A 21587-nucleotide genomic window follows, 5' to 3' on the forward strand; every position below is an offset into this window, starting at 1 on the left:
CAATCCCCACCTGAACACACCCACTCCAACTGTGGGAGCTGGCCTGCCAGCGAAGGCGGTCTACGAGCCGACCAATCCCTACCTGAACACACCCAGTCCAATTGTAGGAGTGAGCCTGCTCGCGATGGCGGCCTACGAGCCGACCACCCCCCAACTGAACACACCCAATCCAATTGTAGGAGTGAGCCTGCTCGCGATGGCGGCCTACGAGCCGACCAATCCCCACCTGAACACACCCAGTCCAATTGTAGGAGTGAGCCTGCTCGCGAAGGCGGCCTACGAGCCGACCAATCCCTACCTGAACACACCCACTCCAACTGTGGGAGCGGGCTTGCTCGCGAAGAGGGCCTTCCAGTCACCGAATCGTTCTGGCCTGTTTAAATAGGTGTCGAATTACCAGAACCTCCCACAAGGTTGTCCGTCGGGCGTGCGATGTCTAGCCAGGTCTGTCGCTGCAAAAATCAGCGACCGGGTTTCGCGGCCCGGTAAAATCCCAGACGCACAGCGTCCACCATCCGAAAACGGGCGCTTTTTTATGCCTTTGTCATGGCAGGCGGGATACCTTCGGGCCGGGTGGCTGAAGTCCCGGTCTGCGAACCTGCGTACAGCGACCACTCTGCATTTGTGTCGCGCGTGCTCGATAAAATCGGCCCGCAAGGCTGACGCCCAACAAAAAGCCCGCTGACCTTCACCGGTTCAGCGGGCTTTTTTATTGGGCAGGAAGTTACAGGGTGCCGAACACCTTCTTCGCCAGTCCGGTCGCTGCAGCGGCCGGGTTCTTGCGGATGGTTTCTTCCTGTTTGCCGATCATTTCGAACAGGCCATTGAGCGCTTGCTCGGTGACGTAGTTTTCGACGTTGGCGCTCTTCGCGTCCACTACGCCCAGGGTCGCGGCCTGGCCGGCGAAGGCGTTGTATTTCTGTGCCACGCCAACCTTGTCGGTGGCCTGTTTGACGATTGGCAGGAACTTGGCGCGGATTTGTTCGCGGCTGGATTTGTCCAGGTATTGGGTGGCCGAGTCGTTGCCGCCGCTGAGGATGCCTTTGGCGTCGGCCACGGTCATTTTCTTCACGGCGTCGACGAGGATTGGCTGGGCCTGGGTCACTGCGTTTTCCGCCGCTTTGTTCATCGCGGTTTCGAGTTCGTCGACCTGGGCGCCCATGCCGAAGGCTTTCATCTTGCCGGCGACTTTACCCAGTTTGCCTGGCAGTTCGATTTTCACGTCCGGGTTGTTGCTGAAACCGCCCGGAGTGCCGAGTTGTTTGACAGCCAGTTGCGCGCCTTGGGTCAGGGCGTCCTTGAGACCGCCGGTGGCGTCTTGTTGCGACAGGTCGCTGAGCGACAGCGCCAGCGCGTTGGCGCAGATCATCAAGCCCGCACACAGGCCGGCGAAGCGAAGGGTAGGGCGGAACATGGCAACTTCCTTGGTAGACAATTAGCGAATGGCGTCGACGCGGATTTTCAACGGCTGCGGATCGTTGCCGTCCAGTTGCACGGCGTGGTTTTCGGTGGTGATGAACATCAGCTCGCCGTTGACTTCGATGCGCGCGCTGACCGAGTAGCGATGGCCGGGTTTGACCTGTGCCGGATCGTAGCTCAAATGAAATGGCAACGGCACTTGGCCTTTGACCGGGCCTTTCTGCTCATCGAGCACCACGGCCGGAGCGTCGGCCAGCGATACGTCTTGCAGGCTTACGCTCAGGGTCGCGCTCGGTGGCAGGGCGATGCGTTGCAGGTAGAACACTTCGCCGTCGAGGCCGACTTTGCCGGCGGGGGTGGTCGACTGGCAGGCGCTCAATAGCGTGGCAGCGGCAAGAAGGGTGAGTTTTTTCATCTGGACCTCTGAGACATGTGCGCCGGAAGAATCCCGGCGCCGATGGAAATCTAGCGGATTTTGCTGTCAGCGTCAGTGAACAAACGTAAGGGTTTCTCCAGCCACTGCGCCATTGCCTGCATGAACCTCGGGCGTTGTTCGCGTGGTGGCGGGGAAAGTTCTACGTGTCCTGGCGTTATCGAAATGCGTTGGTGGTAGCGATTTTCTATGCCGCTGAGTGCATAACGCTTGCCGGGAGTGACACTTGCCGGGTCATATTTCAGATAGAACGAAGTGGCGGTCTGTTCGTCGTGGCTGATGCGCACCAGTTCAACTTCTGGACTGTCGGCTTCATGCAGGCTGATGGTGACCGTTTCCTCGGTCGGGACGTTTTCCGCTTCTTGAGCTTCAACATACAACAGCCCGATCGTGCTCAGGTGCACTGTCTGGCGATGAGGCACTTTGTTGACGATGACAAAGTGCTCCTGATCAAGCAGCAAGGGTTGGCGGTTGTGGAACATCCGGACAGTAATCCGGTACTTCACGCCAATATCGATATAGGGATGGGGGAACTCGAACTTCCAGTTATCTTCGAACAGCCTTGCAAAGCGCTGTTCCTTGACGGGTGTCGATAACTTCGGATTAACCACCTCGACACTGACAATGGTTTCATTCTCACCGTCGAGGGGGATTTGAAAGGCTGCTGGCAAACTGAAGTTTAAAGTGACTGCCGAAGCGCGGTCGGGTAACAGGCTCATCTCGATATCCTTATCGTGATTATTTGAAGGAGCCTATTAATTCATGGATCAACTAACGGGGAAACCGAAGTGTCGCCCCGTTAGTTGTCGGCACGTTTCAGGCTGGCGGTGTTATGGCGGTTTCCGCGGCATCTTCACTGCGATGCAAGGCCACCTGGCGTATCGACAAGCGAATCTCTGCCGGCAACACGCGTTTGGCCGCGCCCTCGGCCAGTTCGCCAAGCAACTCGTGGTAACTCAACTTGCCGGCTTCGTCGCGGCGCAGCACGTCGAGGTCGAGCATGGTCTGGATGAAGTGGCGGAACAGACTCTTGTCGAAGAACTCCGGCGCATTCAGGCCGTGCAGAATCGACAGGCGCTGGGCCATGACCGTACACAGGTCTTCCAGCTCTTCGGCACTGATGCTGTTTTGTCCGGCATTGAGCAGCAGCGAGACGGTCATGTAGAAACGCTGAAGGGTCTGCGCGATGCTTTTCGACAGCAGGGTCAGCAACACAAAGTGTCGCGAACTCGGTGCCGGGCGCAAGTACACGTCCTTCTCGAAGCGCAGCAGGCCTTGTTCGACGAACGCGTCCAGCCATTGATCGACCACCGCGTCGAGTTCGTCCAGGCTCCAGCGAATGAACAGCTCCGCCTGCAGGTACGGATACAGCGCACGGGTGTAGCGCAGGATCTGTTCGCGGCTCATGCGCGAGGTGCTCTGGAAGAAGCTCGCCAGCAGCGCCGGCAGGGCGAAGATGTGCAGCACGTTGTTGCGGTAGTAGGTCATCAGGACGGCGTTCTGCTCGTCCAGATACAGAATCTTGCCCAGCGCATCGTTCTGCTCGGACAGCAGGTCCATGTCCTTCACGTGCTCGATCAACGCACGGCCGTCGCCTTCCGGCAACGTTGTGTGTGGTGAGTACGGTACCTTGCGCAGCAGCGCCAGATACAGATCCAGCACCCGCGCCATGGCCCGATCGTCCAGCGCCAGGCGGGTGGTCGAGAGCAGTGCCAGCGCCACCAGGTTGACCGGGTTGATCGCCGCCGCTTCGTTCAAGTGCTGCGCGACTTTTTCGCCGAGGCGGTTGGTGGTCTCGTTGAGCCACGCCGGTTTGTACTGCGGGCCGAGTTCCTGCTGGCGCCAGTCCGGCTGTTCGCTGTCGAGGAACTCCGCCAGTTTGATCGGTTCGCCGAAGTTCACCGCGACCTGACCGAAACGCTGCTTGAGTGCGCCGATGACTTTGAAGATGTCGAAGATCGATTCTTTTTTCTTGCTCGCGCCACGCAGTTCGCCGAGGTAGGTGCGACCTTCCAGTACGCGTTCGTAACCGATGTACACCGGCACAAACACGATCGGCATCCGCGACGAACGCAGGAAGCTGCGCATCGTGATCGCCAGCATCCCGGTTTTCGGTTGCAGCATGCGCCCGGTACGCGAGCGGCCGCCTTCGACGAAGTATTCGACCGGGAAACCTTTGGTGAACAACGTGTGCAGGTATTCGTTGAATACCGAGGTGTACAGCGGGTTGCCCTTGAACGTGCGGCGCATGAAGAACGCGCCGCCACGCCGTAGCAGGCTGCCGATCACCGGCATGTTCAGATTGATGCCTGCGGCGATGTGCGGCGGGGTCAGGCCGTTGCGAAACAGCAGGTACGACAGCAGCAGGTAGTCGATGTGGCTGCGGTGGCACGGTACGTAGATCACTTCGTGACCCTGGGCGACCTTTTGCACGCCTTCGATGTGGTTGACCTTGATCCCGTCGTAGATCTTGTTCCAGAACCAGCTCAGCACCACTTCGAGGAAGCGGATCGCCGTGTAGGTGTAGTCCGAGGCGATCTCGTTGCCGTAGCGCAGGGCCTGGGCCTTGGCTTTTTCCGCAGAGATGTTTTCGCGCTCGGCTTCGTCGAGGATCGCTTGCTTGACCAGTGGCTGGTTGAGCAGGCCTTTGACCAGATTGCGCCGGTGGGAAATGTCCGGGCCGATCACCGCCGCCTTCAGGTTGCGAAAGTGCACGCGCAGGATGCGTTGGGCCATGCGCACGGTGCGCTCGTGGCCCTTGTTGTGTTCGATCAGTTCGCGCAGATGGATCGGCGCCGAGAATTGCACGCGGGTCTTGCGCCCCAGAACGATGATGCTCAGCAGCCGGCGCAGGCGTCCGGTGACCGCCCAGCTGTCGGCGAACAACAGCTTCCACGGACTGTTTTCGCTATCCGGCGACTGACCCCAGAACACGCTGACCGGAATGATCTGCGCGTCTTCGGCAGCGTTCTGTGTGAGAGCGCTGACCAGTCGGGTCAGGGTCGGCGGCGCACCGCGCTTGTCCTGACGGCCGAGCCAGTCTGGGTCCGGCGTCAGATAGAAGAACGCCGCCGGCTCCAACAGGTTTCCGACTGACACCGGCAGCACCGGGCGCGGCAGGCCGGCCTTGGTGCACTCGGTGTCGACCACCGCCAGATCGGTGAGCGAGGGGTTTTGCAGGACGTAGAACACCGGACGACTGCGGTCGAGGTTGAGGGTGAACGACGACTGGTTGATCGTCTCGGAGCGAACCCAGAGATACAACAGTCGGCGCAAGGTGCCAAACACAAGACGGCGGAACGGGGAACGGGTCATACGGCTTCTGCGTGAGTTGATAAACCGAGCGTTTGCTCGGGCGGTTGATAGTGTGCCGTATCGGGCGAAAATCGGCAAAAAAGCGGCGAAGTAATCTCCTGTTGAGACTTTTTGCGCCTGTCATATACTCGGCAATCTGTCGCCGGGGCCATTTATGGACGTCGGGCGCAGGCTGACGTTCCGCAAAGGCTTTCCTGCGAAAAGCCTGTTCAATAATAAAAAAGGAGTATGAACAGATGGCAACACGTGAAACCGGCAACGTGAAGTGGTTCAACGACGCCAAGGGCTACGGCTTCATTCAGCGCGACGACGGGGTGGATGTATTCGTGCACTACCGCGCGATCCGCGGTGAGGGGCATCGCTCGCTGACTGAAGGTCAGCAGGTTGAATATGCGGTGGTGACGGGGGAGAAGGGTTTGCAGGCTGAGGATGTGGTAGGCCTGTAACTTCCAAGAGCAAAAGATCGCAGCCTGCGGCTGCGATCTTTTTTTGTGAAAAGAACATCACCGAAACTGACGCTGTACGGATAATCACCTGTCATTTCTGACAGTAGAATATTTTTTAACCACAAGCCTACCCTCGCGGAACACAGTCCCTGTCACCAGCACTGACAGGGTAATGCTCCGACCAAGAGGGACGCGGTCATGTGGAAGAGTGTTTCGATTTTTCTGGTCTTGGGCATCGTTGGTTGTTCGATGCAGCCCACCTCCACAGACAACGTGCCTGAACCCTCCATGCGAGCGATGACAGTCCTGTCATCGCCGCAAGAGGAAACCGTTCAAAGTGTTTCCGCTGCGCAGCCGTCGGTGTTCAAGGTGGTCGAAGCCCCCGCCGGCGAATTGAACGCCGACACCCTGGCCGCCGATGCCAACGTGCAAGTCAACTATCCGAGTCTGGCGCCACGCGACACCGTCGGCGTACGCCTGACGGGCGTGGCGCTGCGAGATGCGCCGGTGCAGACCGTGTCCACCGCAGGCACGCTGACGTTCAAATTGCTCAAGGCGTGGGTGGTTGAAAACAAAGGGCGTACGGTCAACCTGACGTACACCTACAAAGTCGGTGGGGCCGGCAATCTGATCACTTCAGCGCCATTGAGCATCCGTGTGGTGGGCACTCAGGGCCAGAGCGTGTTCAAGGTGGTCGAAGCCCCCGCCGGCGAATTGAACGCCGACACCCTGGCCGCCGATGCCAACGTGCAAGTCAACTATCCGAGTCTGGCGCCACGCGACACTGTCGGCGTACGCCTGACGGGCGTGGCGCTGCGAGATGCGCCGGTGCAGACCGTGTCCACCGCAGGCACGCTGACGTTCAAATTGCTCAAGGCGTGGGTGGTTGAAAACAAAGGGCGCACGGTCAACCTGACATACACCTACAAAGTCGGTGGGGCCGGCAATCTGATCACTTCAGCGCCATTGAGCATCCGTGTGGTGGGGGCTCAAGGTCAGAGTGTGTTCAAGGTGGTCGAAGCTCCCGCCGGCGAATTGAACGCCGACACCCTGGCCGCCGATGCCAACGTGCAAGTCAACTATCCGAGTCTGGCGCCACGCGACACCGTCGGCGTACGCCTGACGGGCGTGGCACTGCGAGATGCGCCGGTGCAGACCGTGTCCACCGCAGGCACGCTGACGTTCAAATTGCTCAAGGCGTGGGTGGTTGAAAACAAAGGGCGTACGGTCAACCTGACGTACACCTACAAAGTCGGTGGGGCGGGCAATCTGATTACGTCGTCACCATTACCTATCCGGGTTGTCGGTGCGGTGTCGGTAGGCGACGGGCAAGGAACAGCCAATGACCTCAACGCGCAGTACGCCGATATCCGGCAAAACTGCGGCAGTGCCGCGTCGCCTGCAGTGGATTGCTCGGGTGTGATTCTACGGGCCACGATTAACGGGACGGCTTATCGCGCCTGGAATCCCAGTCCGCTGTCACAGCAGAACGGTGGCGTATCGTTTTTCTATCTGCGCAAGGACGCGGTGTTCAAGGCGTTTCCGTCGATTTATCCGAATACCAGCGGGATCGTCTTTTTCAATCGGCAGCTACGCCCGGCGGGTACGGCTGATATTCCCGTGCTGTGCTTTTTTCCTCTGGACGGCGGCTCTGATATCCGCGCCGATCAAGGCTGCGGTGTGTCCAGTAATTTCCCTACCGTCAGCCGTTCATGTGAGTTGCAGGGCATTACCACCGCCGCCGGGTGGCTGACGCATTACAACCAGGGATCGGGTGCGCAGAAATATCAACGGGCCTGCGGTTTCAACGTTCGGGCCAACCAAGGGAACGCGGCGGCCAATGCGTTTTACCAAGGCATTCTGGCAATGAAATTACTGGGGACCGAGTCATTCAATACCTGGGATGAAATTCGCTTGGCGACATGGCCGCAGAACATCCACTCGACCATCCCGATCAAGGCGTTTTTTTATACGAACAATGGTTTGGCGGGGGCCAGGTTCAATCAGCAGGACTTCTATACGCATTCGAGAAAAGCGATTCCGATCATCAAACTGACGTTGCCCGGGACCCCGGCCGGGTCAGCCCGATTCGAATTCATCAAGGCTGATCAATCGGTGGGCAACTGGAACTGAAGATCAAAAAAACGCAGCCTGCGGCAACACCTACAGGGGAATGCATTCCAAGCTGTAGGCGTTGCCGCAGGCTGCGATCTTTTGCTTTTAAGCGGTTTTCCAGGTGATCTCTTCTTCACCGTCGGCGCTGATGCGAATCCAGCGATCCGCCGTCTCCTCACCTTCTTCTTCAACCCACGTTCCCGGCGCACAACGCACTTCGACGTTCAGCGCGGCAAAGGCTGCGCGGGCGCAGGCGATGTCGTCGTCCCATGGAGTCGCATCGCTTTCCAGGTACAAGCTGTTCCATTTGCCCACGGCTTTTGGCAGCCAGGTCACCGGAATGTTGCCGGCCTTGCACTTGTAGGTCTGGCCTTTCTGTACCCAGTCGCTGCACGGGCCAAGGGCTTCGCCCAGCCAGGCGGAAATGGCCTTGTGGTCGACGTCGGCGTCTTTCAGGTAAATCTCGATGTCCGGTTGGCGCATGGATGTCCTCACTGCGGGTCTGAAAAATCCATTCGCGGATTTAGCCGGCCCCGGGCACTCGCCCGAGACCAAAAGTTATTGAAGAACGAAATAATCGTAGCGCATCGACACGGTGGTCACGAACGGCTCGGGCTGTTCGATCACGGCGGCGCGGCGTTCGGCACTGGCGCGCCAGCCGTGGGGTGTCATCGCCAACAGGTTGGCGCGATCCTCGGGCTTGTCCAGCGTCAGCTTGAATTCCAGGGTTTCACTGTGCGCCAGCGCCATGCCCTCCGGCACCAGGGCCAGGTGCTTGTCGTCGGTGTATTCGCGCACTTCGTCGTAGAGGCGTTCGCGCAGCTCCATCAGGTGACCGCTGGTAGGGCCGACTTTCATCAGGCCGCCGCCGACGCTGAGCAGACGCTTGGCTTCTTCCCAGTCCAGGGGGCTGAAAACGCTGGCGAGAAACTGGCAGCTGCCCGACGCCAACGGCACGCGGGCCATGCTGGCGATCAACCAGGTGATCGCCGGATTACGCTTGCAGGCGCGTTTCACCGCCTCGCGGGAGATGTCCAGTGCGTAGCCGTCGGCATCTGGCAGGGCCGCGGCGATTTGCGCGGTGTAGTAACCCTCGCCACAACCGATGTCGACCCAGCGTGCCGGCGCATAACCTGCCGCCAGCTCGGCCAGACGCTTGGCCACCGGCGCATAGTGCCCGGCATTCAAGAAGTCGCGGCGAGCCTCGACCATCGCCTGGTTATCGCCAGGATCGCGGCTGTTCTTGTGCTGCACCGGCAACAGGTTCAGGTAGCCCTGACGCGCACGGTCGAAGCGGTGGCCGGCAGGGCAGACCACGCCGTTGTCCACGCTGTTCAGCGGTTCACTGCAGATCGGGCACGCGAGCATCAGGCGAGCAACTTGATCAGGGTCTGGTAGTAGATCTCGGTCAGTACGTCGAGATCGGCCGCCAGCACGCGCTCGTTGACCTGGTGAATGGTCGCGTTGACCGGGCCCAGTTCAACCACCTGCGTGCCCATGGTCGCGATGAAGCGGCCATCGGAAGTACCGCCACTGGTCGACGCCTTGGTCTCGCGGCCGGTGATGTTGCGAATGCTCGACGACACCGCGTCGAGCAGCGCGCCCGGCTCGGTGAGGAACGGCAGACCGGACAACGCCCAGTCGATGTGCCAGTCCAGATCGTGTTTGTCGAGGATGTCGGCCACGCGTTTCTGCAGGCCTTCGACGGTGGATTCGGTGGAGAAGCGGAAGTTGAACACCGCCACCAGGTCGCCCGGGATCACGTTGGTCGCACCGGTGCCGGAATTCACGTTGGAAATCTGGAAGCTGGTTGGCGGGAAGAAATCGTTGCCGTGATCCCAATGCTCGGCAGCCAGTTCGGCTAGCGCCGGAGCGGCGAGGTGGATCGGGTTTTTCGCCAGATGCGGATAAGCGACGTGGCCCTGAATGCCGCGAACGGTGAGCTTGGCGCCGAGGGAACCGCGACGACCGTTTTTCACCACGTCACCCACCAGTGTGGTGCTCGACGGCTCGCCGACGATGCACCAGTCCAGACGTTCTTTGCGCGCCGCCAGGCGTTCAACCACAGCCTTGGTGCCGTGGTGCGCCGGGCCTTCTTCGTCGCTGGTGATCAGGAACGCGACCTTGCCCTTGTGGTTCGGGTAGTCGGTGACAAAACGCTCGGCGGCCACGGTCATCGATGCCAGGCTGCCTTTCATGTCGGCCGCGCCACGGCCGCAGAGCATGCCGTGTTCGTCGATGACTGCGTTGAACGGGTCGATCTGCCAGGCGGTCACCGGACCGGTCGGCACCACGTCGGTGTGGCCGGCGAAGCACAATACCGGGCCATCGTCATTGCCGTGAGTGGCCCAGAAGTTGTCCACATCCTCGATGCGCATCGGTTCGAGGGTGAAACCGGCATCGCCCAGGCGCTGCATCATCTGCTTCTGGCAATCGGCATCGACCGGCGTCACGGACGGACGGCGGATCAGGTCGATGGCGAGTTGGAGGGTCGGCGAAAGGTCGGCGTGGGCCGTCATGGAAAACTCCGGAGATCATGAATGTGGGCGAGAGCCAATGTGGGAGCGGACTTGCTCGCGAAGGCGCGTTGGCAGTCAACATAGATGTTGAATGTTACAAAGCCTTCGCGAGCAGGCTCGCTCCCACAGGGATTGGGTTCGATCAGCAAACCGTATTGCGCCAAGCCCTGCAAAATGGCGGTTATCTTAAAGCAAAACGGCGACCATTGGCCGCCGTTTAGTGCTTCGTCGAGGAATTAGACGACAGGTGCCGGTTCAGGCTCCGCTGCCGGTTTTGGCAGTGACGACAGGAACGCCATGATCAGCGCCGCGACGTACGGCAGCGACTGCACCAGCAGCATCGCTACCCAGAAGCGCATGTCGTTGCTCGGAATGCCTTGCACCAGGTAGATCCCCAGCGCCGCGCCCCACAATAGCAGCATGATGAACAGCTCTTCCCGCGCTTCGGAAATCGCCACCCAGAAGCCGTGGTTGTCGGCGTTTTTCGGTGTGCGGAAAAACGGAATGCTACTGGTGAAGAAGCCGTACAGCACCGCTTTGGCGATGGTGTGTGACAACGCCAGGCCCGCAAGCGCCGCGCAGAACGCATCCTTGAGGTTCACGCCGACGGCGCGACGGTACAGGAAGATGATCTTGCCGACCTTGAACACGAACAGCGCCAATGGCGGGATCGCGAAAATCAGCAGCGGCGGATCGACCCGTTGCGGCACGATGATCATCGCCGCCGACCACAACAGCGCGCCGACGGTGAAGAAGATGTTCATGCCGTCCGCAACCCACGGCAACCAGCCCGCGAGGAAGTGGTAACGCTGGCCACGGGTCAGCTCGGTGTCCTTGCCGCGCAGCAGGCTGCGGGTGTGGCGCTTGATGATCTGGATTGCGCCGTAGGCCCAGCGGAAACGCTGTTTCTTGAAGTCGATGAAGGTATCCGGCATCAAGCCCTTGCCGTAGCTGTCGTGGTAGTACGCCGCCGACAGGCCTTTTTCGAACACGCGCAGGCCCAGTTCGGCGTCTTCACAGATGCACCAGTCGGCCCAGCCCAGTTCTTCCAGAACCGAACGGCGGGTCATGGTCATGGTGCCGTGCTGGATGATCGCGTCGCGGTCGTTACGGGTGACCATGCCAATGTGGAAGAAGCCTTTGTACTCGGCGTAGCAGAGCTTCTTGAAGGTGCTTTCGTTCTGGTCGCGGTAATCCTGCGGCGACTGCACCACGGCGATTTTCGGGTCGGCAAAGTGCGGCACCATGTGCTTGAGCCAGTTCGGGTGCACGCAGTAGTCGGAGTCGATCACTGCGATCACTTCGGCGTCCTTGGCGGTGTGCGGAATCAGATAATTCAGCGCGCCGCCCTTGAACCCGGCCAGGGGCGAGACGTGGAAGAACTTGAAGCGCGGGCCGAGGGTTTCGCAGTAGTCGCGCACCGGTTCCCAGACCGCCGGGTCCTTGGTGTTGTTGTCGATGATCAGGACTTCGAAGTCCGGATAGTCGAGGTTGGCCAGGGCGTCGAGGGTCTGTTTGACCATTTCCGGCGGCTCGTTGTAGCAAGGCACGTGGATCGAGACTTTCGGTCTGTAGTCCGAGTCGCCCACCACCGGCAGGAATTCTCGCCGACGCTTGTGGGTCCACACCGCTTCGGCCAGTTCATGCGCCTCGGTCAGCAACACGATGAACACCCCGAGCGCACCGAGCGCCAGCAGGAAGCCCACCGTCAGGCTGAACCACGTGCTGTATTGCTGGCTGTAGTCGTAGCCGATCCACACCAGCACCGAACCACAGAGGAACGCGATAAAGGTCAGGAATGTGCGGCCACGCTGGCGCAGCGCCGAGCCGTCGATCATCAGCAGGGTCAGCGACAGCAGCGCCAGCACCACCGAACCGATGGCCAGCACGCGCCATTGCGGGATCGCCACTACCGGGCCTTCGAAGTTGAATTTCTGCTGGCGCGCGGCGTTGAACACGCCCCAGTAAGCGCCCACCGAACCTTCGTCACTGGCCTTCCACGGCTGGTCGAAGGCTTCGATCACGAAGTAGTTGAAGCCTTGGCGGTTAAGCTTGTTGACCAGTGTGCGCAGGTAGATTGCCTGATCTGCCGGCGACGCATCGGCGCCGCCGCGCATGCGACCGTTGCTCGGCCAGCCCACTTCGGACAGCAGCAATGGTTTTTTCGGGAACATCTTTTTCAGGTCGCGGGCGCGGTCGAAGACGAATTGCCCGGCCTTGTCGACTGGAATGAACTCCCAATACGGCAGTACGTGCGCGGCGATCAGGTCGACGTGCCTGGCCAGTTCCGGGTGTTCTTCCCAGACGTGCCACTGCTCGGAAGTGGTCACCGGTACTTTCACCGCTGCACGCACGCGATCCAGCAATACGCTCAGTTGTTCGGCGGTGATTTCCTTGCGGAAGATCGCCTCGTTGCCGACCACCACGCGAACCACGCTGCGTGAGGTGTTGGCCAGTTCGATGGCGCGCTGGATTTCCCGCTCGTTGCGTTCCTGGTCGGGGCTGATCCAGATCCCGAGGGTCACGCGCAGACCGAATTCTTCCGCCAGTTTCGGGATGTCCTGCAGGGAACCGTCAACCGAGTAGATACGGATGTTGTCCGTCAGCTTGCTCATGATCTCCAGGTCGCGGCGCATTTCATCGTCAGTCGGATACTGATCCTTCTGTGGGAATTGTCCCTGCTGGAATGGCGAATAGGAGAAACCGGAGATCTGCTCCGGCCAGTTGGGCGCGGAGACCGGGCGGTTGATCAGCGCCCAGAAACCGGTGAACAGGGCGGCGATTGCCAGAACCACCACCAGGTTGAGTCCAAATTTACGCGATGACATAGCTATTTCGGGTTCCAAAGGCTGTGGAACGAAGGATCGGTTGGTATTGCGGCTTTCTGACTAGCAAAGGGCGCGAATCCTACACCGGCAGTTCACTGCTCGTACACCGGACAGGAAAATGCCCGACATTGGGCAGTCCAACCTGATTTAAGTTCTTTAGTAACAGCTTGTAAGAGAAAACTTTGTTGGCGACCGCTTTAATTAAAGCAGGCAGGCCGCCGTTCATAGCGTCAAAGATGCTCTTGGCCGCCGACGGCCCTATAATGCGCGCCGGTTTTTGGGGTAATGGTCATGAGTACAGAAGATCCACGGTTTGCAGGCATCGCCCGTTTGTATGGCATCGAGGGCCTTGAGCGCCTGCGTGCGGCCCATGTGGCGATTGTCGGCGTCGGTGGCGTCGGCTCCTGGGCGGCGGAAGCCATGGCCCGGTGTGGCGTGGGCGAGATTTCACTGTTCGACCTCGATGATGTCTGCGTCAGCAACGCCAACCGGCAGTTGCATGCGCTGGACAGCACAGTCGGCAAACCCAAGGTCGAAGTGATGGCCGAGCGTCTGCGCGAGATCAACCCGGACTGCACAGTGCACGCGGTGGCCGATTTCGTCACCCGCGAGACCATGGCCGAGTACATCACGCCGAACATCGATTGCGTGATCGACTGCATCGACGCGGTCAACGCCAAGGCTGCGCTGATTGCCTGGTGCAAACGCCGCAAGATCCAGATCATCACCACTGGCGGCGCCGGCGGGCAGATTGATCCAACGCTGATTCAGGTCTGCGACCTCAACCGTACGTTCAACGATCCGCTGGCCTCGAAAGTGCGTTCGACCCTGCGCCGCGACTACGGCTTCTCGCGCACCGTGACCCGCCACTACAGCGTGCCATGTGTGTTCTCCACCGAGCAGCTGCGCTATCCGAAGCCCGATGGCAGCATCTGTTTGCAGAAGAGTTTTGTCGGTGATGGCGTGAAACTCGACTGCGCTGGCGGATTTGGCGCAGTGATGATGGTGACGGCGACGTTCGGCATGGTCGCGGCGACCAAGGCTGTGGACAAAATTGTTGCGGGTGTGCGGCGCCCGGCGGATCGGGTCAAGCCTCAGGCTTGATGTGGCGCCTTAAGGCCTCTTCGCGAGCAGGCTCGCTCCCACATTGGAATGCATTCACATGTGGGAGCGAGCCTGCTCGCGAAAGCGATTAACCAGCCAGCTCGTTCATCCGCTTGAGCACGGCATTCAGGCCATTGCTGCGCGATGGCGACAGCTGTCGCGACAACCCCAGTTGATTGAACCAGTCCGGCAGATCGACCTGCTGCAATTCTTCGGTATTCAAGCCGTTGACCCGCAACAGCAACAATGCCACCAATCCGCGAATCATCCGCGCATCGCTGCTCGCCGCGAACTGCCAGTGGCCATCGCGCAACTCGCCGACCAGCCACACCTGACTTTCACAGCCATGAACCCGGTTGGTCTCGCACTTGTCCGCGTCATCCAGCGGTGGCAGGCGCTCACCAAATTGCATCAGCAGCCGTGCGCGCTGTTCCCAGCCAGCAGCATTCTGGAAGGTGTGCAGCGCTTCGGTAGCGGCAACCGGCAGGCTCATCGCAACAACTCCAGTGCCTGATCCAGCGCTTCAAAGAATCGTTCCAGGTCTTGCGAATCGTTGTACAACGCCAGCGACACACGAATAGCCCCGGCCAGCTCAAGGCTTTTCAGCAACGGCATGGCGCAATGATGCCCGGCGCGCACGGCGATGCCTTGCTCAGTCAGCAAGTGCGCCAGATCGGCGTTATGCACACCCTCAACGACAAAACTCGCCAGCGCCAGCTGCGGTTTGCCCAACAGGCGAATGCCGTTGCGGGCGGCGAGACCTTGCAGCAGATAGTCGTGCAGCGCGGCTTCGTGGGCCGACACCGCGTCCTGATCCAGGCCTGCCAGATAGTCGAGGGTTGCACCCAACCCGATCACGCTGGCAATCGGCGGTGTGCCCGCCTCGAAACCCAGCGGGGCAGGGCGGAAACGCGCGTCGTGATAGTTGGCTTCCAGCACCATTTCGCCGCCGAACTGCCACGGTTTCAGTTGCTCAAGCGCCTGGTTGCGCCCGAACAGCACGCCCAGGCCATCAGGGCCATACAGCTTGTGGCTGGAAAACACATAAAAGTCGCAACCCAGCGCCTGCACGTCGTGGCGCCCATGCACCACACCTTGCGCGCCATCGACCACCGTCAGTGCGTTCTGCGCCTTGGCCATCGCCAGCAGCGCCGGCAGCGGTTGCCAGGCACCGAGCACATTGGACAACTGACTGACTGCCAGCAAGCGAGTGCGCGGGGTGATCAGGCGCACGGCGGCGCCGAGGTCGATCACGCCGTCGGCGTCCAGCGGCAGGATCACCAGTTTCAGGTCGCGACGCTGCGCCAGTTGCTGCCACGGCAGCAGGTTGGCGTGATGCTCCAGGGCGCTGATGACAATTTCATCGCCCGGGTGGAAAAGATGTTCCAGGCCATAAGCCAAGAGATTCAGCGCGCTGGTGGCGCCGTGAGTGAAGATGATCTGCCCGCTGTCACCGGCATTCAGCCATTGGGCAACCTTGAGCCGACTGTCTTCGAACGCCTGCGTCGCATGAGCGCCGGGCAGGTGCTGCGCACGATGCACATTGGCCGCGCCGTTGGCGTAGTAATGCGTCAGTGCGTCGAGTAGAGCCTGGGGTTTTTGCGTGGTGGCGGCGTTGTCCAGATAGGTCTGGTCTTGCCGTTGCAGGGCGGCGATGGCCGGAAAATCGGCACGCCACGGGGAGGGAATCATCATCTGTTCAGCCCTGTGAACTTGGGCGGGGTGTACGCAAGACACTGTGGGATCGAGCCTGCTCGCGAAGGCGCCCATATGGACGCAAAAAGCTTCGCGAGCAGGTTCGCTCCCACAAGTGCCAGCGGCACTTAGTTGTGAGCGTGTAGCGCTTCGTTCAGCTCGATCGCTGATTTGTGGGTTTTGCACTCCACGGCACCGGTTTCCGAGTTGCGACGGAACAGCAGGTCAGTCTGACCGGCCAGCTCGCGTGCTTTCACAACCTTGACCAGGTTGTTGTGCTCGTCCAGCAGCGCCACCTTGGTGCCTGCGGTCACGTACAGGCCCGACTCAACAGTGTTGCGGTCGCCCAGCGGGATACCGATACCGGCGTTGGCGCCGATCAGGCAGCCTTCGCCAACCTTGATCACGATGTTGCCGCCACCCGACAGGGTGCCCATGGTCGAGCAGCCGCCGCCCAGGTCCGAACCCTTGCCAACGAAGACGCCAGCGGAAACGCGGCCTTCGATCATGCCCGGGCCTTCGGTGCCGGCGTTGAAGTTGATGAAGCCTTCGTGCATCACGGTGGTGCCTTCGCCCACATACGCACCCAGACGCAGACGTGCCGCGTCAGCGATACGCACGCCGGCCGGAACCACGTAATCGGTCATTTTCGGGAACTTGTCCACCGAGAACACTTCCAGCAGTTCGCCGCGCAGGCGGGCTTCGAGTTGCAGTTCGGCCAGTTCGCTCAGGTCGATCGCGCCCTGGCTGGTCCACGCTACGTTCGGCAGCAGCGGGAAGATCCCGGCCAGGCTCACGCCGTGCGGCTTGACCAGACGGTGGGACAGCAGGTGCAGCTTGAGGTAAGCCTCAGGCGTCGAGGTCAGTTGCGCGTCTTCAGCCAGCAGGGTCGCGACCAGCGGCTTGTGGCTTTCGGCCAGACGGGTCAGCAGTTTGCCTTGCACTGCGTCGATGCCTTTCACCGCTTCAGCCAGTTGCGCAGCCTGCGCAGTGGTGAAAGTGATGGCCTGGTTGCCTTCGGTGTAACCGAGGATCGGCGCCACCGCGGCGACCAGTTCGGCCGATGGGTTGAGCAGGGGCTGTGCGTAGAACACTTCCAGCCACGCGCCTTGACGGTTCTGAGTGCCGACACCAAAGGCGATGCTGAACAGGGAATTGGACATGTGAATACCTCTAGCAATAAGTGACGGGCTGCTTACTTGAGTGCGGCCGCGTAGATGTCTGGCTTGAAGCCAATCAGGGTTCGGTCACCGAGATCGAGCACCGGACGCTTGATCATCGAGGGTTGAGCGAGCATCAGTTCGATGGCTTTCGACTGGTCGAGATCGGCTTTACGTTCGTCGTCGAGTTTGCGAAAGGTCGTGCCTGCACGGTTCAACACCGTTTGCCAGCCGTGCTCGTCACACCATTGGGTCAGGTGCTCACGGTCGATGCCGGCAGTTTTGTAGTCATGGAAGTCGTAGCTGACAGCGTGTTCATCGAGCCAGGTACGCGCCTTCTTCATGGTGTCGCAGGCTTTGATGCCGAAAAGGTGCAACGTTTTACTTGAAACGGTCAAGGAATCGCCCCCTTTACAGGTGCTGGAAAAAAATGGTGTCGGATTATGCCATGACCAAACGGTTTCGCGGCGCCGAGGTTTGTCTGCTTGCAGATTACCCTGTGGCAGCAGGCTTGCTCGCGAAAGGCGTGTGTCAGTCGAAATCATTGCTCAATGACCCACCGCCTTCGCGAGCAAGCCCGCTCCCGCCAGGGGATTTGCGCCAGGGCTGCGACATAGGTGCAAACGCCAGACGCATCCTAAGCGGCTAATATGGCAGTTCAACGCTGTCGATTGTCTGGGATTTCCGCTTTATGCAAACCGCTTATACCGTCCTGATCCTGCTGATGCTGGTCAGTGTCTCGCGACTGGTCGGACGGGTCATCCCGCTGCCGCTGCCCCTCGTGCAAATCGCTGCTGGCGCCTTGTTGGCCTGGCCGACACTGGGTCTGCACGTGGCGCTCGATCCCGAATTGTTCCTTTTTCTGTTTCTGCCGCCGCTGCTGTTTTCCGACGGTTGGCGCATGCCCAAGCGCGAGTTCTGGCATTTGCGCGGGCCGATCCTGACGCTGGCGGTCGGTCTGGTGCTGTTCACCGTGGTTGGCGCCGGGTACTTCATTCACTGGCTGTTGCCGAGCATTCCGCTGGCGGTGGCCTTCGCCCTCGCCGCAGTGCTGTCGCCGACCGACGCGGTGGCGGTGTCGGCCATTTCCCAGAACCGCTTGCCGACGCCGTTGATGCACATCCTGCAAGGCGAGGCGCTGATGAACGATGCCTCGGGTCTGGTGACCTTCAAGTTTGCCTTGGTGGCGGCAGTGACTGGAGTGTTTTCGTTGGCCAATGCCAGCCTGACATTCGTGCTGGTGGCGGTCGGCGGGCTGGCGGTCGGTGTGGCGCTGAGCTGGCTGGTCGGGCGCTTGCGCGCGTGGATGATCGCCCGTGGCTGGGACGATCCGGCCACCCACGTGGTGTTCATGTTGCTGCTGCCGTTCGCCGCCTATGTATTGGCTGAACGACTGGGAGCCTCGGGCATTCTTTCGGCGGTGGCGGCGGGAATGATGCAGAGCTGGCTCGATCTGTTGCCGCGCCAAACCAGCACGCGCCTGCTCAATCGCAGCGTCTGGTCGTTGCTGGAGTTTGCGTTCAACGGCTTGATCTTCCTGCTGCTCGGCCTGCAATTGCCGGACATCATCAAGGCGGTGGTCAGCCACGAGCCCACGCTCTGGCCGACGCTGCTGTATCGCGGCCTCGATGTGGTGGCGATTTTTCTTGCTCTGGTGCTGTTGCGATTTATCTGGGTGCAGAGCATCTGGCGCTTGTCGGTGCTGCTGCGGCGGTTGCGTGGCAAGGGCGATTTGACGCAAGTGCCTACGGCGCGATCCTGTTGGTTGCTGACCGTCGGCGGTGTGCGCGGGGCGGTGACGCTGGCGGGTGTGATGTCGGTGCCGATGTTGATGGGCAGCGAGGCATTCCCCGAGCGTGACCTGCTGATCTTCATCGCCGCCGGGGTGATTCTGTTGTCATTGATTTGTGCCTGCATCGCCTTGCCATTGCTGTTGCGCGGCATCGAGAAAAGCCCGGACGACAAGCGTCGCCAGGAAGTGCGCGATGCCTGGCGAAAAACCGCCGAGGCAGCGATTCATGCCCTGGAAACTGAAGAGGTTGGCCCGCAGGATGCTGCGCAGGCGGCGCTCTCGGCGGAGCTCAAGGCCCGGATCATGTCCGAGTATCGACATCAGCTCGAAGTCTTCAACGACTCCGCCGAGGCGCAGGCGCTGGCGTTCCAGATGGATCTGCTGGAGCGGCGTTTACGCCTGAAGGCGCTGCGGGCGCAGCGTCTGGAGCTGTACAGCCTGAGTCGTCATCACCAGATCGGTGATGATGTGCTGCGCGAAGTGTTGGCAGATCTTGATTTGAGCGAAGCCAACCTGGGTAGTGTCAAATAGTCGATGCCTGAAGACTGCGTCAAAGGTTCTGAGATGGTATGCCGGTGGCGTGATCTCAGGCCGACGTCGATGGATAAAGGATTTTAATGACTCGTTTATCTTCGTCGCTGATATTTGAATTGACCGGGATTTCCAGCTTGCCGTCTGTAAGTTCCTTTTCCACGGGATAGTGCATGACAGATGTTTCGTCGTAGGGGCCGACGGTCATGTTTTCGGAGATGGGTGTGAAAATATTGAGATCCACCAATTCTTTCGACATGCCATATTGCTTTGCGTAAACCTCATAAACTTTCGCCTTGTTCCATGGGATGTTCGCATCGGGGTGCAGATGTTCATGGTGCAGTCCAAGTGCATGCCCGAACTCATGCAGTACCATTGCTCTGAATTCAGGGTCTGTAGGCGGGAGGCCTATGAACATCGTCGGTACACCTGGGCCATATAGCAGAGCGTCAGTGCCGATATGTGATCCGCTTTGGCTGGCATTGGTCTGAATCTTGATGATGCCATCGTTACTTTCAACGAACTTTAAAGTCAGGTTGACCAGTGGCTCCCATTCTAGAATCAGCGCTTTGATCTGATCTTTAAGCGACTGAGAAGGTCTCCCCAGGAAAGAGATGGTGAGCGTCCGATTGGCGCTCCATAGTTTCTTGTCGAGACCTACGGCAAATAAGGATTTGCCACTGTTTTGCGCATTATCCGGATTCTCGTTAATGGCAGCTTCATAGGAGGCGAGAGAGTCTTCTATGGTTAAGTTTATGCAGAGTTTTTTTAGGTGCATTATCAATTCCTTTTGATGTTTATGGGTTGTTTTGTAATGTTGTTTTTATGGCGGCAAAGTTCATTGCGCGATACTAGGCTTGCGGCACTGTATAAGGTAGCGAGGAAGTTTTATTAAGTGTAACTTTCGGGTGAGGAGGCGTGCCAGCCGGCTGGCACGCAAATGTATTTGTTACTTGTTACTTGTTACTTGTTAGTTGTTATTTGTGACGCGTAATGAATGCGCGAATCCGTTCAGCCGCTTCCACACATTCAGCTAATGGCGCAACCAGTGCCATCCGCACACGACCGGCCCCCGGGTTGACGCCGGCCACTTCGCGGGACAGGTACGAGCCAGGCACCACGGTCACATGTTCTTCGGCAAACAGGTCCCGGCAGAACGCCGCATCGTCACCCTGCACATTCGGCCACAGGTAAAAGCTGCCATCCGGACGCTGCACATCCATCACCGGGCTGAGGATTTCCAGCACCGCGTCGAACTTCTCGCGGTACAGCGCACGGTTGGCGCGCACATGCACTTCGTCATTCCACGCCGCAACGCTGGCCAGTTGGGTTTGTACCGGCATCGCGCAGCCGTGGTAGGTGCGGTACAGCAGAAAACCCTTGAGTACATCGGCGTCGCCGGCGACGAAGCCGGAGCGCAGGCCCGGCAGGTTGGAGCGCTTGGACAGGCTATGGAACACCACGCAGCGTTTGAAGTCCTTGCGGCCCAGTTCGACGCAGGCGCTGAGCAGGCCCGGTGGCGGGGTTTGTTCGTCGAAGTACAGCTCGCTGTAGCACTCGTCCGCAGCGATCACGAAGTCGTGCTCGTCAGCCAGGGCGATCAGTTTTTTCAGCACGTCGACCGGGATCAGCGCGCCGGTCGGGTTGCCCGGCGAGCACAGGAACAGGATCTGGCAGCGTTTCCAGATTTCTGGCGATACGGCGTCGAAGTCCGGATTGAAGCCGTTCTCGTCCAGGCACGGCAGGTAGTGCGGCTTGGCGCCGGCGAGGAACGCTGCGCCTTCGTAGATCTGATAGAACGGGTTCGGGCTGACCACCAGGGCATCGTCACCGCGGTTGACCACGGTCTGGGTGAAGGCGAACAGCGCTTCACGGGTGCCGTTGACCGGCAGTACGTTGCGCGCAGGGTCAATCCAGCCGCTCGGCACGCCGAAACGACGCTCGCACCAGCCAGCGATGGCTTCGCGCAGGGCCGGGATGCCGAGGGTGGTCGGGTACACCGCCATCTGATCCAGATTGTTCGCCAGCGCTTCGGCGACAAAGCTCGGCGAGCGATGTTTCGGCTCGCCGATCGACAGGGCGATCGGGCGTTTGTCCGGGTTCGGGGTCACGGTGCCGAGCAGGGCGCGGAGTTTTTCGAACGGGTAGGGCTGGAGCTGGTTCAGAGCGTTGTTCATGGATGCCTCGTTCAATGTGGGGGCGATACACCAATGCTGGCAGATGCGCAAAA

At 60.0% G+C, this 21587-nt stretch carries 18 protein-coding genes; 4 read left to right on the forward strand and 14 right to left on the reverse strand.

Annotation, left to right across the window (positions count from 1 at the left end):
• Positions 1–724: 724 nt before the first annotated feature.
• The 4 genes from AC1UK9_RS05895 to plsB all read right to left on the reverse strand — a co-directional run bounded on the left by AC1UK9_RS05895 (position 725) and on the right by plsB (position 5167).
• On the reverse strand, positions 725–1414 hold the full coding sequence (locus tag AC1UK9_RS05895) for a DUF4197 domain-containing protein (RefSeq protein WP_025110905.1): 690 nt from the start codon (positions 1412–1414) through the stop codon (positions 725–727).
• A gap of 21 nt (positions 1415–1435) precedes the next feature.
• Positions 1436–1834, reverse strand: coding sequence for a YbaY family lipoprotein (locus tag AC1UK9_RS05900; RefSeq protein WP_003222082.1), 399 nt, complete (start codon positions 1832–1834; stop codon positions 1436–1438).
• Between the two features lie 50 nt (positions 1835–1884).
• Entirely contained in the window at positions 1885–2571 is a 687-nt protein-coding gene (locus AC1UK9_RS05905) for a hypothetical protein (RefSeq protein ID WP_482579688.1), read from the reverse strand.
• A 97-nt stretch (positions 2572–2668) separates the two neighbouring features.
• Positions 2669–5167: a glycerol-3-phosphate 1-O-acyltransferase PlsB gene (plsB, locus tag AC1UK9_RS05910; RefSeq protein ID WP_025110903.1), complete on the reverse strand. Its 2499-nt coding sequence runs from the start codon at positions 5165–5167 to the stop codon at positions 2669–2671.
• Between the two features lie 236 nt (positions 5168–5403).
• Between plsB and AC1UK9_RS05915 the strand changes: the two genes are divergently transcribed.
• Together AC1UK9_RS05915 and AC1UK9_RS05920 are read left to right on the forward strand one after the other, a co-directional pair.
• Positions 5404–5613 carry a cold-shock protein gene (locus AC1UK9_RS05915; RefSeq protein WP_003222087.1) on the forward strand — a complete coding sequence of 70 codons (210 nt, stop codon included), beginning with the start codon at positions 5404–5406 and terminating at the stop codon, positions 5611–5613.
• Positions 5614–5901: 288 nt separating this feature from the next.
• A complete protein-coding gene (locus AC1UK9_RS05920) occupies positions 5902–7746 on the forward strand; it encodes a hypothetical protein (protein WP_482579689.1) in 1845 nt (614 codons plus the stop codon).
• Between the two features lie 87 nt (positions 7747–7833).
• On the opposite strand, the gene AC1UK9_RS05925 is transcribed toward AC1UK9_RS05920, so the two are convergent.
• The 4 genes from AC1UK9_RS05925 to AC1UK9_RS05940 form a co-directional block, all read right to left on the reverse strand.
• Positions 7834–8211 (reverse strand): hypothetical protein, encoded by a 378-nt coding sequence (locus AC1UK9_RS05925; RefSeq protein WP_007964251.1) that lies wholly within the window; start codon positions 8209–8211, stop codon positions 7834–7836.
• Between the two features lie 75 nt (positions 8212–8286).
• Positions 8287–9096: a putative RNA methyltransferase gene (locus tag AC1UK9_RS05930; protein WP_482579690.1), complete on the reverse strand. Its 810-nt coding sequence runs from the start codon at positions 9094–9096 to the stop codon at positions 8287–8289.
• Positions 9096–10247 (reverse strand): succinyl-diaminopimelate desuccinylase, encoded by a 1152-nt coding sequence (dapE, locus tag AC1UK9_RS05935; RefSeq protein WP_482579691.1) that lies wholly within the window; start codon positions 10245–10247, stop codon positions 9096–9098. The genes AC1UK9_RS05930 and dapE overlap by 1 nt, the downstream gene beginning before the upstream one ends.
• A gap of 236 nt (positions 10248–10483) precedes the next feature.
• Positions 10484–13075 (reverse strand): glycosyltransferase, encoded by a 2592-nt coding sequence (locus AC1UK9_RS05940; RefSeq protein ID WP_025110899.1) that lies wholly within the window; start codon positions 13073–13075, stop codon positions 10484–10486.
• 285 nt (positions 13076–13360) lie between these two features.
• Between AC1UK9_RS05940 and tcdA the strand changes: the two genes are divergently transcribed.
• The gene (tcdA, locus tag AC1UK9_RS05945; RefSeq protein ID WP_482579692.1) at positions 13361–14179 is read left to right on the forward strand and encodes a tRNA cyclic N6-threonylcarbamoyladenosine(37) synthase TcdA; all 819 of its coding nucleotides are present in this window, start codon (positions 13361–13363) and stop codon (positions 14177–14179) included.
• 88 nt (positions 14180–14267) lie between these two features.
• Here the strand turns inward: tcdA and AC1UK9_RS05950 are convergent, their stop codons facing one another.
• From AC1UK9_RS05950 to AC1UK9_RS05965, 4 genes are all read right to left on the reverse strand, one after another.
• A complete protein-coding gene (locus AC1UK9_RS05950; RefSeq protein ID WP_482579693.1) occupies positions 14268–14672 on the reverse strand; it encodes a SufE family protein in 405 nt (134 codons plus the stop codon).
• A complete protein-coding gene (locus AC1UK9_RS05955; protein WP_025110896.1) occupies positions 14669–15874 on the reverse strand; it encodes an aminotransferase class V-fold PLP-dependent enzyme in 1206 nt (401 codons plus the stop codon). Before AC1UK9_RS05955 ends, AC1UK9_RS05950 begins: the two co-directional genes overlap by 4 nt.
• A gap of 128 nt (positions 15875–16002) precedes the next feature.
• Positions 16003–17037, reverse strand: a complete 1035-nt coding sequence (gene dapD / locus AC1UK9_RS05960; protein WP_007954762.1) for a 2,3,4,5-tetrahydropyridine-2,6-dicarboxylate N-succinyltransferase — start codon at positions 17035–17037, stop codon at positions 16003–16005.
• 32 nt (positions 17038–17069) lie between these two features.
• Positions 17070–17432, reverse strand: coding sequence for an ArsC family reductase (locus AC1UK9_RS05965; protein WP_003222107.1), 363 nt, complete (start codon positions 17430–17432; stop codon positions 17070–17072).
• A gap of 293 nt (positions 17433–17725) precedes the next feature.
• Between AC1UK9_RS05965 and AC1UK9_RS05970 the strand changes: the two genes are divergently transcribed.
• Entirely contained in the window at positions 17726–19357 is a 1632-nt protein-coding gene (locus tag AC1UK9_RS05970) for a Na+/H+ antiporter (protein ID WP_473014601.1), read from the forward strand.
• A gap of 55 nt (positions 19358–19412) precedes the next feature.
• On the opposite strand, the gene AC1UK9_RS05975 is transcribed toward AC1UK9_RS05970, so the two are convergent.
• Both AC1UK9_RS05975 and dapC read right to left on the reverse strand, forming a co-directional pair.
• Positions 19413–20135, reverse strand: a complete 723-nt coding sequence (locus tag AC1UK9_RS05975; protein ID WP_482579694.1) for a M12 family metallopeptidase — start codon at positions 20133–20135, stop codon at positions 19413–19415.
• Between the two features lie 199 nt (positions 20136–20334).
• Entirely contained in the window at positions 20335–21534 is a 1200-nt protein-coding gene (dapC, locus tag AC1UK9_RS05980; RefSeq protein ID WP_482579695.1) for a succinyldiaminopimelate transaminase, read from the reverse strand.
• Positions 21535–21587 lie beyond the last annotated feature (53 nt).

It is taken from the genome of Pseudomonas sp. AK-TSAG1-1 (assembly GCF_056821665.1).